15 protein-coding genes, 1 tRNA gene and 1 pseudogene are annotated in these 15693 nt (G+C 35.7%); 9 read left to right on the forward strand and 8 right to left on the reverse strand.

Features of this window, described 5'->3' with window-relative positions:
- Positions 1 to 88: 88 nt before the first annotated feature.
- A complete protein-coding gene (locus tag ABI125_09430; protein ID XCF04947.1) occupies positions 89 to 334 on the reverse strand; it encodes a DUF6326 family protein in 246 nt (81 codons plus the stop codon).
- Between the two features lie 129 nt (positions 335 to 463).
- Here ABI125_09430 and ABI125_09435 point away from each other — a divergent pair.
- Positions 464 to 1661 (forward strand): annotated as a pseudogene (locus tag ABI125_09435) (IS256 family transposase).
- On the opposite strand, the gene ABI125_09440 reads toward ABI125_09435, so the two are convergent.
- The 7 genes from ABI125_09440 to ABI125_09470 all read right to left on the reverse strand — a co-directional run bounded on the left by ABI125_09440 (position 1658) and on the right by ABI125_09470 (position 8222).
- Complete coding sequence (locus ABI125_09440; protein ID XCF04948.1) at positions 1658 to 1909, reverse strand: DUF6326 family protein; 252 nt, start codon at positions 1907 to 1909, stop codon at positions 1658 to 1660. The pseudogene ABI125_09435 and the gene ABI125_09440 overlap by 4 nt on opposite strands.
- Entirely contained in the window at positions 1848 to 2462 is a 615-nt protein-coding gene (locus ABI125_09445; protein ID XCF04949.1) for a hypothetical protein, read from the reverse strand. The genes ABI125_09440 and ABI125_09445 overlap by 62 nt, the downstream gene beginning before the upstream one ends.
- Positions 2463 to 2544: 82 nt before the next feature.
- Positions 2545 to 3126, reverse strand: a complete 582-nt coding sequence (locus ABI125_09450) for a cyclic nucleotide-binding domain-containing protein (protein XCF04950.1) — start codon at positions 3124 to 3126, stop codon at positions 2545 to 2547.
- A 105-nt stretch (positions 3127 to 3231) separates the two neighbouring features.
- Entirely contained in the window at positions 3232 to 4794 is a 1563-nt protein-coding gene (locus tag ABI125_09455) for a hypothetical protein (GenBank protein ID XCF04951.1), read from the reverse strand.
- A 234-nt stretch (positions 4795 to 5028) separates the two neighbouring features.
- A complete protein-coding gene (locus ABI125_09460) occupies positions 5029 to 6051 on the reverse strand; it encodes a UDP-glucose--hexose-1-phosphate uridylyltransferase (GenBank protein XCF04952.1) in 1023 nt (340 codons plus the stop codon).
- Positions 6052 to 6068: 17 nt separating this feature from the next.
- Positions 6069 to 7217 (reverse strand): galactokinase, encoded by a 1149-nt coding sequence (galK, locus tag ABI125_09465; protein XCF04953.1) that lies wholly within the window; start codon positions 7215 to 7217, stop codon positions 6069 to 6071.
- Positions 7218 to 7229: 12 nt separating this feature from the next.
- Positions 7230 to 8222 carry a GntR family transcriptional regulator gene (locus ABI125_09470; protein XCF04954.1) on the reverse strand — a complete coding sequence of 331 codons (993 nt, stop codon included), beginning with the start codon at positions 8220 to 8222 and terminating at the stop codon, positions 7230 to 7232.
- Between the two features lie 271 nt (positions 8223 to 8493).
- Between ABI125_09470 and ABI125_09475 the strand changes: the two genes are divergently transcribed.
- The 8 genes from ABI125_09475 (at position 8494) to ABI125_09510 (ending at position 15679) form a co-directional block, all read left to right on the forward strand.
- Positions 8494 to 8567: transfer RNA gene (locus ABI125_09475), tRNA-Arg, on the forward strand.
- 343 nt (positions 8568 to 8910) lie between these two features.
- Positions 8911 to 9387: a lipid-binding SYLF domain-containing protein gene (locus ABI125_09480; protein ID XCF04955.1), complete on the forward strand. Its 477-nt coding sequence runs from the start codon at positions 8911 to 8913 to the stop codon at positions 9385 to 9387.
- A 475-nt stretch (positions 9388 to 9862) separates the two neighbouring features.
- Positions 9863 to 10864 carry an NAD(P)/FAD-dependent oxidoreductase gene (locus ABI125_09485; GenBank protein XCF04956.1) on the forward strand — a complete coding sequence of 334 codons (1002 nt, stop codon included), beginning with the start codon at positions 9863 to 9865 and terminating at the stop codon, positions 10862 to 10864.
- Positions 10865 to 11004: 140 nt separating this feature from the next.
- A complete protein-coding gene (locus ABI125_09490) occupies positions 11005 to 11613 on the forward strand; it encodes a nitroreductase family protein (protein ID XCF04957.1) in 609 nt (202 codons plus the stop codon).
- Positions 11614 to 11709: 96 nt separating this feature from the next.
- Complete coding sequence (locus tag ABI125_09495; protein ID XCF04958.1) at positions 11710 to 12270, forward strand: AraC family transcriptional regulator; 561 nt, start codon at positions 11710 to 11712, stop codon at positions 12268 to 12270.
- A 14-nt stretch (positions 12271 to 12284) separates the two neighbouring features.
- Positions 12285 to 12731, forward strand: a complete 447-nt coding sequence (locus tag ABI125_09500) for a response regulator (protein XCF04959.1) — start codon at positions 12285 to 12287, stop codon at positions 12729 to 12731.
- 7 nt (positions 12732 to 12738) lie between these two features.
- Complete coding sequence (locus tag ABI125_09505) at positions 12739 to 15333, forward strand: ATP-binding protein (GenBank protein XCF04960.1); 2595 nt, start codon at positions 12739 to 12741, stop codon at positions 15331 to 15333.
- Positions 15334 to 15520: 187 nt separating this feature from the next.
- Positions 15521 to 15679 carry a hypothetical protein gene (locus ABI125_09510; GenBank protein ID XCF04961.1) on the forward strand — a complete coding sequence of 53 codons (159 nt, stop codon included), beginning with the start codon at positions 15521 to 15523 and terminating at the stop codon, positions 15677 to 15679.
- Positions 15680 to 15693: the final 14 nt, after the last annotated feature.

The following is a 15693-nucleotide window of genomic DNA, read 5'->3' on the forward strand; positions in this document are numbered from 1 at the left end:
CGCAACAAACCATACACAAGCACGTTGGTTAGCTAGATTTTCATTGTTAAAACATAGAGCAAAACTTTGAAATTTTGCACTAATGGAGCTATTTCCTATCGTTGTTGCCTGTAGTTTTTCCCTGATATCTATATTTCGAAACGAGATAGATAATCAGTAGTAATATCCCAATTTCTATAATGCTGAAAAATATATAATGTTTGCTATTTGTACCTGTGGCTAAACTTCCTATTTGAACGATAATCATAAGAATACTAACGCTTACATTTATAATTCTAAAAGCCTTGTTATTCAATATCATTGTAATTATAATCATTAACATAGGAATTTCCATAATAACAGAAAACCCTAAGAGAGACGATTCAGTAAATTCAGGTAGTATCTCACTAAGTGTGTAAAGTTTAAATATCGAGGGTTAACAGCTCTCGATATTTTTTTGTTTAATTTTAAATTTTATACACTTATGAAGAAAGAAGATTTTCTAAACGACGACTTTTTAAAACAGTTCAAAACAGGAGACGAACTAACCTCCTTTCTAAAATCCATCCAAAAGCGGGGCATTGAAAAGATGCTTGAAGGCGAGCTTGATGCGCATCTGGATTATGAAAGGCACCAACAATCCGATAACAGCAATACCCGTAACGGTTACGCTTCCAAAAAGATAAAAACGGCATTGGGCGAGACCAATATTAAAGTTCCCAGAGACCGAGAAGCCTCTTTTAACCCCATGCTCGTCCCTAAACGCACCAACATGGTCGATGGCATAGAAAATGTGATTATCAGCCTTTATGCTAAGGGCATGAGTAATTCCGATATCGAAGAACAGATCCGTGAAGTCTACGATTTTGATGTATCCACATCCACCATATCCCGCATCACGGATAAAGTTACCAATGATATTGTTGCCTGGCAGAACAGGCCATTGGAGCCCGTATATTTAATTACTTGGATGGATGGCATTGTATTTAAGGTTCGGGAGAACTCCAAAGTCATTAACAAAACCATGTACATTGCCGTAGGACTACGTAGAGACGGTAAAAAGGAAGTCCTAGGGCTTTGGCTGGGTAAGAATGAATCGGCTGACCTTTTGGATGAGTGTACTAACCGATATGAAAGCCAGAGGCGTTCAGGATTTGCTTATCACGGCCACAGATAATCTTAACGGTTTTACCGACACCATTAAAAACGTTTTTCCTGAATCCAAGACCCAAATCTGTGTGGTGCATCAAATTAGAAATGCTTGTCGCTATGTGGTTTGGAAGGACAAGAAGGAGTTTACAAAGGATATGAAAAGCATCTATGATGCACCTACCAAAAGCGCAGCAAAAGCCGCTCTGGAGGACTTTGCCCAGAAATGGGAACACAAGTACTCTTACGCTATTAAAAGCTGGAGGGACAACTGGGAAGAACTTACAGCTTTCTATGAATTCCCTTTAGAAATCAGAAAAATCATTTACACTACGAACCTTATTGAAAACCTTAATGGAAAAATCAGAAAATACACTAAAAACAAACTCTCATTCCCAACAGATGAAGCTGTTATGAAATCCACTTTTTTAGCCATTAGAGAGGCTACCAAGAAATGGTCGATGCCCATTAGGAACTGGGGCATTATTTTAAACCAGTTTTTGACTATATTTGAAAAAAGGGTCCGGCTTTAATTAAGCCAAACCCTCGATTTATAACTTACACACTTTTCGGGATAGTGTCTAAATTCAATTCCTCCAACATTTCCATTAAGAAGCTCGTTTAGAAAAACAGAATCATATAACGAAAATACATCACAAAAAATATAATTTACCGTCAATGAAACCCAAAGTTTTGAAACTAAATTCTTTTCCACACTTCTAAAAATTAAATCCAAAATGCAACCCGGGTTCTGCAAAAAAGAACTTAGACCATTTGTCATCTTGCTGTTTAAACCCAACGGGCATTTCGGTATGGTATGGACGATGTGTAATAGCCAATGAAGGTTCTATAAAAAATCTTTTTTTGAAGAAATTAAAATGATAACCAATTCTATACGTATTAAAAATTTGAAAACCGCTATCAATTTTTTTATCATTTTGATTTATAAAATCTTGCCAGGCGCTCATTACATGAACTGCGGCGTACAAACCTTTCCACAAAAAACGTTGATAAGTAATGGCAAATCCTTTTTCTCTTATATATCCTAGGAAATTTTCGTTTGGGTCGGCCTTTGAAGAGCCCCAAGGTATTCCTAAAGGTTCAAAATATCGCCATTGTTTTAATTCTAACGAAACTACATCTTTTGTGCTTATTCTGTAGCCAATATTTAGTTGAGCAAAATTTGGACTTTCATCATCAGGAACGAAATTCATCAACACAAAAGCGGTACTCCCTATGATACAAGGATGTTTATTTATTTCTTCTTTGGTGTATTGAGCATTTAGAATGTTACAGGTGGTGAAAAATAACACTAACAAGATTGTTTTGAGCATCTTCATAATTTTAGTCATTTATTGATGATGTAAAATTAGAGAGGTTTATACCTTCAAAACGTTCACTAAAGTGAAGAACAGTTTATTGTTTTGCTTTTTCTATAATCCTTGCTTTTATTCTGCTTAAAGATTGTGGTTTTACACCTAAAAAACTGGCCAATTGGTGTTGCGGGATTCTTTGAATAAGGTCAGGTTTTTTATTGAGTAAATTTAGGTATCGTTCTTCGGGCGAGGAGATTTTAAAACTATCAAAATCTATTTGTTGTTTGGATAGGTTTTCTTCGGATAATATTCGACATAATTTCTCAAATTTTGGAAATTTTTCAAAAACTTCTTTTTCCATATCTGGAGTAGAAATTAGCAATATAGAATCTTCTACACAACTTATATAATATTCTGAAGGCTTGTTGGTTAACACACAAGTAGGTGTTAGCCCTTCTAACTCTGTATAAAAAGCTGTTGTTTTTTCGTTTCCATCTACATTGTAGTACTGGCGGATACACCCTTTTATAACAAAATACCCTTTGTTGGATTTTTCATTTTCCCTTAGTAAAATGTCTCCCTTTTTTTGTGAATAGAAAATATCTAACGAATTTATAACATCCTTCTCGTTTTTATCTAAATCAATGTATTTAGAGATAAAGTCAATTAATAAATTTGTCATTTTTTATTTTAATTTCTTGTAATTACAGGCAACCTCAAGGGTGTGCGTCGTTTTAATACTGAAACAAGTTTAGCACAGGCGACTTATTTCAACTGCGTAAAAACATTATTCCCCTTCCTCTGGAAATATAATGTGCTGATAAGCACCTAAATCAGGAGAAGCAGTTCGGTCCACATTTAAAATATCGAAGGGTACTTGTGTAGCAAAAATTGCTAGTCCTTGGTTGATGGCCGCCGATGCTTCACCTATGAACATCTGGTTTTTACTGGTATTAAAAAAGTTTGGGTCTTCATTAAAGATGTTACCCTCATAGTGGTTGGTATTGTTAAAATCGTAATTAAGACCAGTTAGGTTGGTGTTTCGGCTGTCAAAACGAATCAAGCAATTGGTGAATTTAAAGTTGAAAACTACGTTATCATCTTCAATCTCTTCCATTTGTATTTCAGGGTTGTCGTTTCCATAAATGATGCAATTATTGAAGTTGGCTTCGGTAAGATCGGCCAGTGTGGCGTTGTCATCTTCATCCAAAACAAAATTGTTAAGCAATACGGCCGGAAACTGTCTTGCACTGTTGTTCCAATAATTGGCTATGGTGCTATGGGTAAAATTGTATTTTCCGCCCAAAGTGCCAGCAAACGAAGATAGCCCGGAATTATTTATTACCACGTTTTCTCCTATAATGTTGGTGTTTCGGCCTAAAATACCAAAACTACTGGAGTTGTATATTTGGGAGTTAGTGATGGTTAATTTATTGGAGTTCGGATCGCCCTCGCTTAATATACCAACCGTTGCATTTTTTATAGTGGCGTAGTTTATAATGTTGTTTGTGCTGCCTTCCAACAACCAAATGGCGCTCCATTGCCCAGGCACATCGCTGTAAAGGGGTTCTAAACGGTCGCCTTCAAAAATGACTTCGTTTTCCAGTAAATCGGGGTCAGAACTAACATTGCCGTTAACGTGGAGCGAAGCTCCGGCAGGAATAATTAACCCAGAATTATCATGAAAATGTACTCTTGCACCAGCGTCTATGTTTAAAATTTCTCCATTGGGCACAACAGCAAAACCATAAATGACATAAGGTTTTTCGTTACTGAAATTGAGTTCGTTAGGTTGCAGTATTCTGCCTTGAATACCCGTGTCGACCACTTCGTTTCCATCAAAGGATTTTATCGTTTCGATAACTTTTGTAGTTTCATCTCGGTCGGGGTAAACAAAAATAGCATCTTGAATGAGTGAAACCAATTCAACGTTTTGTTCGTAACTGCCCACATCAAATTTAATGGCATCTATGTAAAGAAATTGGTTTTTGTCAACTGACAGGTTTTCAATATCATAAGTGGTTTCCACAAAAATAAACAGACTGTCTTTTGATAGAATTTCAATATTTTCGAAAGATTTTCCCGCTATACCATCAATATTCAAACGATAGCCCGAATTGTTACCCAATCTTAGTCTGACACTAGGCACAACAATATCTTCATTACTTCGGTTGTAAACCTTTAGTTTATAGGTGCTTGATCCAATATTTGTAAATACCGTGTCCAGATAAAGTGTATCTGCCGAGAATTCTAAGTTACCTTTACTGCGAGAAAATTCGAAATCTTTTCGGCACGAACTCCAAAGCATTAAAAATCCTAAAACCAATATCGAGTAAAAGTAACGTTTCATGTGTTGATGTCTATTGTTTTTCAATGGTCATGCTTCGACTGCGCTCAGCACAGACGTGTAACATCCTAATAATCATTTCGCCGTGTGACAAAATTTCAGTGATGGATGTTACATTGAAGCCAATGTTTTAAGGGCTAAAAATATAACTTTTGAAGGGATGATTTAGTATAGATGGAATTAAAAATTAAAAACCTGCCGTTTAAGGGCAGGTTTTTGTAAAAAGTTATTTGAAATTTAAAGTAGTGCTTTAATCATTTTTACAGCTGATTCAGCAGTAATATCACGCTGTGGCGACCCGAACATTTCGTAACCTACCATAAATTTTTTAACCGTTGCGCTACGTAAAAGAGGCGGGTAAAAACTCATGTGCCAATGCCAGTGCTTGTTGGTTTCTCCGTTTGTTGGTGCTTGATGGATACCACTGGAGTAGGGGAACGATGTGTTGAAAATTTTATCGTATGCTTTGGTGATAACCGCAATGGCTTCGGCATATTGATACGCTTCGTTGGCATCCATTTCCAAAATGTTGGATTGGTGTTTTTTGGGGACAATCATAGTTTCAAAAGGCCATACCGCCCAGAAAGGAACCAAAACCACAAAAGTGTCATTTTCAAAAATAATGCGCTCTTGTTTTTCCAGTTCCTGTTTTAAATAATCGCCCAAAAGGCTGCTATTGTTTTTGTTAAAATAGTTGAGCTGTTGTGTGTTTTTTTTGTCTACTTCGTTGGGCAAGGTAGACTGACTCCAAATTTGACCATGTGGGTGCGGATTGCTACAGCCCATAACAGCGCCTTTATTTTCAAAAATTTGAACGTAGTTGATGTTTGGGTTGTTACCTAGTTCCTTAAATTCACGCTGCCACGCCAGTACCACTTTTTCTATTTCTTTTGGCGACATATCGGCCAAACTTTTAGAGTGGTCTGGACTGAAACAAATCACTTTACAAATGCCCGTTTCGCTTACCGCAGTTAAAAGTCCGTCGTTTACAGAGAAGGTTTTTGAGTCGCTTTGCAGAGCTGCAAAATCGTTGGTAAACACAAAAACATCTTCGTAGTTGGGGTTTACTTCACCGTTAATACGAGTGTTTCCAGCACAGAGGTAACACGATTCGTCGTAACTGGGACGCACTTCGTTATTTACGGCTTCGTTTTGTCCTTGCCACGGGCGCTTGGCACGATGTGGTGAAACCAAAACCCATTCGCCCGTTAATATATTTAATCGTTTATGTGAGTAATCTTGTAAATCTGTATTGTTCATTTTAGTTCTTTGTTTGATTAGTTGACTATATGGGTGCCATCTTCCAATTGAATAAAATACACCGAGCACGCTTTATTGAATTTTTTTTCGTAAGCTTTTGATGTAGTTTCAGCAAAGTTTTGGGCTTCATCCTTTGCAATTAAATTAATGGTGCATCCGCCAAAACCACCGCCCATCATTCGAGCGCCTAAAACTTTTTTGTTGGTCTTTGCCTGCTCGACTAAAAAGTCGAGTTCGTCGCAGCTCACTTTGAATTGGGTTGAAAGCCCATCATGGGAAGCATATATCAATTCTCCTAAGGTTTCCAAATCGTTGTCTTCAATAGCTTTTGAGGCTTTTTGGGCACGCTCGTTTTCCTGTATAACGTACAGTGCCTTTTGGTAATTTTCGGGAGTTACTTTATCCTTTATGGTTTTAAGATCATCTTCGGAAGCATCTCTAAGCGCTTTGATTCCAAGAAGTTCGGCAATATTTTCGCATGCCGAACGCCTGTCGTTATAAGCACTGTCTGAAAGACTGTGCTTTACATTGGTATTGATAAGCATTAATTGGTGGTCTTTAAAATCGATTTCGTAAGGTTTGGCTTTTACGCTTCTGCAATCTAAAAGCAAGGCATTGTTTTTTATGCCGAACATGCTCGCATATTGGTCCATAATACCACATTTTACTCCTACGTAGTTATGTTCTGCTTTTTGTGAAATTAGAATCATTTCTTCTTTTGAAAGGCCCAAGTCAAATAATTCATTCAGACCAAAAACCACACTGTTTTCGAGCGCGGCAGAGGAAGACATGCCAGCTCCGCTAGGAATATCGCCCTTGAACACAATATTAAAATTACCGACTACTTTATTGCGGTTTTGTATTTCGGCCACAACACCAAAAACATAGTTTTCCCAACTGCCTTCTTTGGATGGCTTTAAATTGTTTAAATCGAATTCGATTTTACTATCCAAGTCCAAAGCATAAGCCATACTTTTATTGGAATCGCTTTTTTGAATGGCTGCTGCAATGCCTTTATCGACTGCTGCTGGAAACACAAAACCGTCGTTATAATCGGTGTGTTCCCCAATAATATTGATTCTTCCGGGGGAAAAAATAAGTAGTGGCTCGGTTTTGAAATGCGCCAAAAATTGCGCTTTTACTTCATTAGTTAGTTGATTACTCATATTAATATGGTGTTACAGTGAGTTTCTTAAAATAAGTTCGTTCTTATTTTCTATTTGTAATTGCTGCTTGTTGATGATCATGTTTGCCAATTGTTCGCCCATGTGATGAAAATCGGTTGAAATGGTGGTAATGCCGCCTTCTACTATTTCTTTTAAGAGGTTGTCATTGTATGAAATGATGCCGACATCTTCAGCCAGCTTGAGGCTATCGGTTTTGATTTTTTTTATGATTCGGAGCAAGTCTTTGTCGTCTGGGATAATGTAAATTTCACCATGGCTTAGATTTCTATTTTTAAAGGAACTGATAATCTCATTTTTTACTGAATACTTTTTGCAAAAATTGATGAAACCTTTGAGCATGCCTAACGGTTGCTTGTCTTCATTGAAAATAAGGATTAATTTTTTGTATTTTGAAATGAGGTTTAGGGCTTTTTCAAGATTGTTGAATATATCCTTTTCAAAATTTTGATAAATACCGTAGTATTCGGATAGTTCGGGGTGAGTTTGATCCAAGATATAAACGTTGTCTTTTGGGAGTTTTTCCAATACCAAATTAGTTTGTTCCAAATTAGCAGGCATGATCACGTAATAATTGTATAGCCCGTTGTTTTCTTCAATCAGTTTTCGAAACATGTCTTTATTAAAATGGTGGAAAAAGGTGTCTACCCGAATATCTTCTTCGAGATTGTTAATGAGCGAACTGTACAGGTCTTCTTTAAATGAATTTAATTCGTCAAACAGAAGAAAAACTTTCTGGGCTATTTCAATATTGTCGTTAACCAAAAAATAGCCTTTACCGACAACCGACTCGATAATACCCCTGGTTTTTAGTTCATTAAAAGCCATCAGAACAGTGTCTCTTGAAACGTTTTGAGCCTCACTGATACTGTTTAAAGAGGGTAGTTGTTCTCCTTTTTTGAGTTTTCCTGATACAATAGCGTTTTCAATAGAATTTACTATTTGTCTGTACTTTGGTTTTCCTGCCTTATTTTTTATTTCAATCATGCTCATGGTGCAAATATAATAAAAAAACAAACCGGTAGGTACCAGTAGGATTTTTTAAAATTTCCTTGCATTAGGCAACAAGAAATTTTAAAATTAAAATTCGTCTGATAAAATCAAGCTAGAACCCGTCTTTAACTTGTTGAAAAATAAGGGGTTAATAGTGTTTGTTCGGTTCCGTAATTAATTATTTTAAAATTATGGTATTTCTTTTGGTTAGATTTAGAGTTAATTTTTATATTTGCGCACCGGAAAATAAATGAGTTTTCTAATAGGTCGCGTAGCTCAGCTGGATAGAGCATCTGCCTTCTAAGCAGACGGTCACAGGTTCGAATCCTGTCGCGATCACAAAAACCCTTGCTATATTTAGTGAGGGTTTTTTGTTTTATATCTTCAAGGAATAGTAGAAGCTGTTATTTTCTACAAATTGTTTGCACATAGTTTGCACAACAGCCCTATTGTGCATCGGTACGGCAAACACCTCTACTTCTTACATTTATAAGAGCAGGCATAACAGATAATATTATAAAAACTAATAAAAGAGTAATGTGTTATAGAGTTAATATTCAGTTGGATATAGCACTATGATGCCTTTGGTTATTTATAATTTAGTTCCGAACCCAAAAACATAATTATGAAAACCTTAAAAACAATCGTGGCATTTTGCCTAATATTAACAACAAGTGGGGCAATGGCACAAACTGAGAAAGATAGTGAAATCATGGCCGATGCTGAAAAAGCAAAAGCAACCTTAATAGCCAAAGACGCTGGGATAAAAGTATTTTTCGACAACTCATCAGGTTACGCGATTTTTCCGAACGTGGGAAAAGGAGGTTTAATTGTAGGAGGAGCGAGTGGCAATGGCGTAGTGTATGAAAATGGTGTGGCTGTTGGTATGGCTAGTTTAAAAAAAGTAAATGTGGGCCTACAGGCTGGGGGCCAAGCTGTAATTCAGGTAATATTTTTTGAAACGGAAGTCGCGTTAGAAGAGTTTAAAGAAGGAAACTATGAGTTTTCTGCTGAGGCCTCTGCAGTTATCGCCGAGGAGGGTAAATCTAAGGACGCTAGTTACGATGATGGCGTAATAGTATTTACGTTGCCCAAGGCTGGTTTAATGGCGGATGCTTCTATTGGTGGCCAAAAATTTGAATACGATCCGTTTGAATAATATTTTAAGTGCTGAAATTAAAAGGTTGGCCGAGTGTCAGCCTTTTTTTATACAGTTAATAGAGGATTGGAGGTTTCAATAAAACTAAGGGACGCGAGGGTGATTTCGAAAAGAATTTAATCTAAAGGAATATGGAAATAAAATTTGATGTTTTTGTAATTGGAAGTGCTGTAGCTGGACGTTAAGTAGCTTCTACATGCGCCAAAGCAGGATTAAAGGTTGCTATTGCCGACAATAGGGAATACGGAGGGACTTGTGCTAACAAGGGGTGTAATCCTAAGAAAATAATTTTGGGGCCGACCGAAATTTTAGAAATGGCCAATAAATTAAAGGGAAAAGGTATCGATTCATTGCCGAAATTGAAGTGGAAAAAAACCAAAAATTTAAAAGAAAATTCACTGACAAGGTTCCAGCGGGGACCGAAAATAAATTAAAAGAGTTAGGGGTAACTTTGTTCCATTAGTCACCTCAATTTTTGGACAAAAATACACTCACCGTGGAAGGCAAAACCATAAGAGCCGATAAGATTGTTATCGCCACAGGTAAAGTTTCAAGGCCCTTAAATATACAGAATACCGGTTACTTGTACACTAGCGATGATTTTTTGTTGCTAAAAAAATTGCCTAAGAGTGTCGCTTTTATTGGTGGAGGATATGTTGGAATGGAATTAGCGCATATGGCGGCTAGGTACGGGTGTAAAGTCACTATTATCGAAAAGGAAGAGCGCATATTAAAGACGTTTGATGCGGACTTGGTTGACCAACTTGTTGAATATTCCAAAGAAATGGGAATAAACATGATTTTCAATGCCGAAATAGATTCGGTTGAGAAATTACGTAAAAATTATTGTCTCAATTATAGTGTAAATGGGCAAAACCAAACTTTAAAGGCACGAATGATATTTAACACCTCTGGGAGGATTCCTGCTATTGGAGAACTGGATTTAGAAAAAGGAAATGTTAAATATAATAATAAAGGAGTTGTGGTCGATGCGTATTTGAAAAACCCAAGCAATTCAAGTGTTTATGCCTGTGGAGATGTGTCTGCACATAGTTTGCCTTTGTCTCCGTTATCTGGCATGGAAGCTAAAGTAGTAGCGCATAATATTTTGAATAAAACCAGGGAAAAACTAAATGTTTCCGCTGTGCCTTCGGCTGTTTTTACACTGCCAAATTTAGCTTCTGTGGGCCTGTCTGAAACAGAAGCCAAGAAGAAATATAAAAATATAATTGTTAAGCACGACGCTGTGCCATATTGGTATAATTCAAAGCGCGTTAACAATAAAATATATGCTTATAAAATTTTAATTAATAAGCGAACCAATTTAATAGTAGGTGCGCATATTTTGGGGCCCAATGCTGCGGAATCAATCAATTTATTTACCCTATCAATGCATCAGCAATTAACGGTAAAATCGTTAAGGGAAATGGTTTTTGTTTATCCTACATGGGCATACGACATCAAGAATATGCTATAATAACTTATGAAAAAAAAATTGAAATTCAATTGTTTATAGTGCGAGTTAATGTTTTTGAATTAATAATCAGGTTAATTGAGGTAAAATTAAGTTAAGCGCTTTTATATCTTAGTAAAAGCAAATAAATATAAGCTCAGGTTATGGAAAATGAAGTAGAACAAATAAGAATGGAGAATATTGCCGATACAGATAGTGAAATATTTGCATTGCTAAAACAGCGCTATAGCCCACGAATTTTTAAAAAAAGACGCATTGATGAGTCTGACTTAGACCAGATTTTTGAAGCGGGCCGGTGGTCGGCAAGTTCAAATAACCTTCAACCATGGCGTTTTGTTTTTGCAGAAAAGGGTACGAAAGCTTATCAGTTGATTTATGACTGCTTGAGTGATTTCAATAAAACATGGGCCAACAATGCACCGCTTTTAATGTTAACCGCGTTCCAGAAAAATACCAAAGACGGTAAAGAAAATTTTCATGCTTTGCATGATTTAGGGCTTTGTTTAGGGAATGTTACAGTACAGGCTCAGTATTTAGGAATTGGTTTGCATCACATGGCGGGTGTGGATTGGAAAAAAGCCCATCGGATTTTTAAGGTGCCCAATAATTTTCATATCACTACAGCAATAGCCATGGGATATTATGGAGGTGCTTTAAATGATTTACCACCCGATTTGCAAGAGGAAGAGATTGCACAACGGGAAAGAAATCCGGTTAAAACTTTTGCTTACAAGGAATCGTGGGGCGGTTAATACTTTAAATTTATAGTATTAAAAAATTAGTTTTGACGGGAATATAGTAGTACCTTTAAAGTTTACTATTTTTCGTCCCCAAAAAACTAAAATACAATGACTCTCTTCGTAAAATACGATTTTGATAAGCTGTGTACAGCATTTTTAAAAGAGCACCTCAACGCTTTGGATATCTCCTACACCATTAACAGTATTAATGAGGTTGAAATTAGCGAAGAGTTACCTGAGCACAAACAAGAATTCCTTGAAGGTGCCTTTAAAAAATACGGTATAGAAATAATAACAAACCAAAAATCAAATTTAGTTGAGCGCATAAAGAGCAGCATCGATAAAATGTTAAGGGATAAATCTAAAAGTGCCTTAAAGCTGTCTACGTATTTATCCGAAAATTTAAACTATTCTTACACCCATTTATCTAAGGTTTTTTCAGAAAGCACTTATACATCTATTGAAAATTATGCCATTCTTAGAAAAGTTGATATAGTAAAAGAGTATCTTTGCAATACAGACTTAACTTTAACAGAAATAGCATTTCAATTAAATTATAGTAGTGTGGCCCATTTATCTGGTCAGTTTAAAAAAGTTACCGGTTTAACCCCAACCACTTTCCAGCATATCATGGTAAATAAAAAAAAATACGAACTTAAAGTTGGTTAACAGACCGTAAATAAATGAATAAATCCCTCTTGAATATTGTCTTGGCAGATGATGATGAAGATGACAGAATGTTATTTAGTGAAGCTATAGAAGAAATCGATATTCGCACCAAACTTTCGTTGTTCAGTCACGGTAAAGAACTTATGGATTACCTTAACCTGCCTAACGTTATACTTCCAAATCTTATATTTTTAGACCTTAACATGCCCATAAAATGCGGTATGCAATGTTTAAAGGAAATTAGAAGCAACGAAAGGTTAAACCATCTATGCGTTGCTATATACTCAACCTCCTCTTCTGATATTGATGTAGAGGAAACCTTTTTAAATGGAGCGAATATTTATATTAATAAGCCCCCAAGTTATATAAAACTTAAGGAATCTATTGAAAAGGTATTGAAACTTAACTGGCAGTACCATACTTCTAACTTAAACAAAGAGACTTTTTTATTTAGAATTTAAACAAGTTATGGACTTTAAACGTGTTTATACTTCTACTAAAACTTATATAATTTTATTGATTTCGGCTTTTGCTTTGCTGTTGGTTATGGCAAGTATGGCTTATAAACAAATTATCAAATTACAGGAGTCTGCTGAAATGATAACCCATACAGTACACGTTTATAATGTACTGGGTAGCCTTTCCAGACACGCGATAAAAGCAGATTCTGAAGACTTTAAACAGGAACTTTTAAAAAAACCTAATGCTAGCAATACCCTTAAGAGATATTCGCAGGAAGGCATAAAATTAATAGATAGCTTAAAAAAGTTAACGGTTGATAACCCTATGCAACAAACCAAACTAAAACCGTTAGGAAGTTTGTTGAATAAGTTGAACAGCCAACTCTATGTATTGGATACACTAAATTTAGAGAGCGACCAAGAGTTTTTTGAGGCAAGAGAATTACAAAAAGAAAAAATTTCTAAAACACTTTTCAATATTCGTGTTATAGAAAACCAAATACTTAAGGAAGAGGAGCGTTTAATGCATAAAAGAAAATCAGAATATGCATCGCACAAATTTTTAGCGCCCCTAACTTCATTAATCTTAGCTTTCTTTGCCCTTCTTATTTCATTTATTTCGTTTTTAAGGATATATAGAAATAAACTGAGGTTTAAACGGTCTGAAGCATTATTAAAAAATATTCTTTCTACTACCGATAATGTTATTAACTATTATGAGCCAATATTTAACAATGCTAATGAATTGGTAGATTATAAAATTGTATTTGCTAATGAGTGCAATCGTGATTATTTCGGTTTAGAACCAGATGAGATTATAGGTAAAAAGGTTTCTGAAGTTTTTCCTGTTCTCGTTGAAAATGGGGATATGAAAGAAATGAAGAGGTGTTATAAGGAGAGAAAGACCGTTGTGTTCGATAGGCCATTGATGATACAAAATGAAAAAATGTGGTTTCATTCTTTAGTCACCCCATTAGAGGGTGGTATATTGGTAACAGCGAGAAACACAACAGCCGAAGAAAATGCCAAGGAAGCGCAGTTACTGTTCAAAAAACGACTAGAAAAGCATAATTTAGAACTATTAAACAACCGTGCTTTTTTAAGTAACATACTTAAAAGTATATCGCATGTGGTTATACACTTTAAAAGTGTAAGAAATAAAGAAGGAAAAATAAATGATTTCAATATATCATTTGTCAATGAAAACGTAACTCCTATTACGGGCGATATTCCTGAGAAAATTAAAAACAAAAAAGTTTCAGAGGTATACCCCGATATTTTTAACCCAGTTGTACTTGAGCACTTGGCTAATGTGGTTGAAGGAGGCACAACCCAGCATTATCAAGTACCATATTATCAAAACAACCGTGAGCAGTGGTTTAGGGCTACTGCTATAAAGCTTGGAGATGGAGTTACGGTAACATTAAGAGAGATAACCGAAGAGAAAAAAACGTCCGATCGGTTAACCCAGCTTAACGAAGAACTTGTTATTCAAAATTCCATTTTATCAGACGCCGAAAATTTAGCTAAAATAGGCAGTTTTATCTGGGACCCAGAAACCGACGATTTGGAGCCCTCTGAAAACTTCTATAATATGTTGGGGGGAATTTCAGAGAACAAAAAAACACCTTTATCAGGGTTCAGGGAATATGTACACCCAGAGGATATTGAAGTTTATGATAGACGAAACCTAAAATCCATAACTCAATTTAGCTCTTTAGAACATACCTTCCGTATTATAACAAAACAAGGAGGCTTAAAGTATTTTAAAACAAATGGGCAGTTTGTAAATAAAAATGGAAAAATGGTTATGGTGGGGGTTGTTCAAGATGTTACAGACAGTATCATAGCTGAAGAAAATTTACTGAACAGCAACTTAAAATTAAAGCAAAGTAATGCAGAACTCGAAGCTTTTAATAGAGTAGCCAGTCATGACCTACAGGAGCCGTTGCGTAAAATTCAACTGTTTATATCTAGAATAGAAGACCGGGAAATAGAGGCTCTTTCCGATAAGGGTAAGTCCTATTTTAAAAAGGTTACCAATGCTGTACAGCGTATGCAGTCGCTAATTAAAAACCTATTGTCCTATTCTAGGATTGATAGCAGCAGAACAGATTTTGAAAACATAAATCTAGATGAAACTTTAAGTAACGTAGAAGAAGATTTAGCTACGGTAATAAAAGAAACAGGGGCAGAATTGACAGCTGATAAACTTCCAGTTTTAAAAGGAGTCGCTTTCCAGATGGAACAATTGTTTACCAATTTAATCTCCAATTCATTAAAGTATAGAAACCTTACTGCGGCTCCAAAAATTGAAATACGATATGAACTTATTGATGCTTCGGGTTTACCTATCCACTTGCCTAAAGAAAAGAAATTTTATCATAAAATCTCATTTATAGATAATGGTATTGGCTTTGATTCCCAATATGCCGAAAAAATATTTGAAGTTTTCCAACGGCTACATCAAAAAACAGAATATACGGGTAACGGTATTGGCTTGGCTACTTGTAAAAAAATAGTGGAAAATCATAATGGGTATATCATTGCAAAATCTAGCGTTGGCTCGGGTGCACAGTTTATAGTCTTTTTACCAGTTTAAAGGGCACTTTTTTATCACAATTTTACTCTTACCGAGTAAAACACCTCTTCTTTTATAGTTTTTTTAACTAATTATTTCCAAAATCCTAAAGTTATATAACACAATCCAAAAGTTATGTAACGAAATATTGCTGCGTTGTAACGAATTTTACACTATTCGTAAAAATCAAACTATAATCCTTTTAACTATGAGTACAGTAGGTATGAACAGCACTTTTAAAAAGCCCTCAAAACAATTTGCTAGAGTAGGAAAATCATGGCCAAGAACATACTTTATGGGAAGCAACTTTTTAAAGAATGTGTTTTGGAGAGTAATAGGAAAAGAGAACAATACAATAGAAAGTTAAATGTCAAACCAAAA

The organism is Tamlana crocina, from assembly GCA_040429635.1.
In the GTDB taxonomy this organism is placed as follows: domain Bacteria; phylum Bacteroidota; class Bacteroidia; order Flavobacteriales; family Flavobacteriaceae; genus Flavisericum; species Flavisericum crocinum.

What these genes read in the sequence shown, in the direction of transcription:
- ABI125_09430 (XCF04947.1), bottom strand. Translation starts at nt 334, where the DNA reads ATGGAAATTCCTATGTTAATGATTATAATTACAATGATATTGAATAAC.
- ABI125_09440 (XCF04948.1), bottom strand. Translation starts at nt 1,909, where the DNA reads ATGACAAATGGTCTAAGTTCTTTTTTGCAGAACCCGGGTTGCATTTTG.
- ABI125_09445 (XCF04949.1), bottom strand. Translation starts at nt 2,462, where the DNA reads ATGCTCAAAACAATCTTGTTAGTGTTATTTTTCACCACCTGTAACATT.
- ABI125_09450 (XCF04950.1), bottom strand. Translation starts at nt 3,126, where the DNA reads ATGACAAATTTATTAATTGACTTTATCTCTAAATACATTGATTTAGAT.
- ABI125_09455 (XCF04951.1), bottom strand. Translation starts at nt 4,794, where the DNA reads ATGAAACGTTACTTTTACTCGATATTGGTTTTAGGATTTTTAATGCTT.
- ABI125_09460 (XCF04952.1), bottom strand. Translation starts at nt 6,051, where the DNA reads ATGAACAATACAGATTTACAAGATTACTCACATAAACGATTAAATATA.
- galK (XCF04953.1), bottom strand. Translation starts at nt 7,217, where the DNA reads ATGAGTAATCAACTAACTAATGAAGTAAAAGCGCAATTTTTGGCGCAT.
- ABI125_09470 (XCF04954.1), bottom strand. Translation starts at nt 8,222, where the DNA reads ATGATTGAAATAAAAAATAAGGCAGGAAAACCAAAGTACAGACAAATA.
- ABI125_09480 (XCF04955.1), top strand. Translation starts at nt 8,911, where the DNA reads ATGGCACAAACTGAGAAAGATAGTGAAATCATGGCCGATGCTGAAAAA.
- ABI125_09490 (XCF04957.1), top strand. Translation starts at nt 11,005, where the DNA reads ATGGAAAATGAAGTAGAACAAATAAGAATGGAGAATATTGCCGATACA.
- ABI125_09495 (XCF04958.1), top strand. Translation starts at nt 11,710, where the DNA reads ATGACTCTCTTCGTAAAATACGATTTTGATAAGCTGTGTACAGCATTT.
- ABI125_09500 (XCF04959.1), top strand. Translation starts at nt 12,285, where the DNA reads ATGAATAAATCCCTCTTGAATATTGTCTTGGCAGATGATGATGAAGAT.
- ABI125_09505 (XCF04960.1), top strand. Translation starts at nt 12,739, where the DNA reads ATGGACTTTAAACGTGTTTATACTTCTACTAAAACTTATATAATTTTA.
- ABI125_09510 (XCF04961.1), top strand. Translation starts at nt 15,521, where the DNA reads ATGAGTACAGTAGGTATGAACAGCACTTTTAAAAAGCCCTCAAAACAA.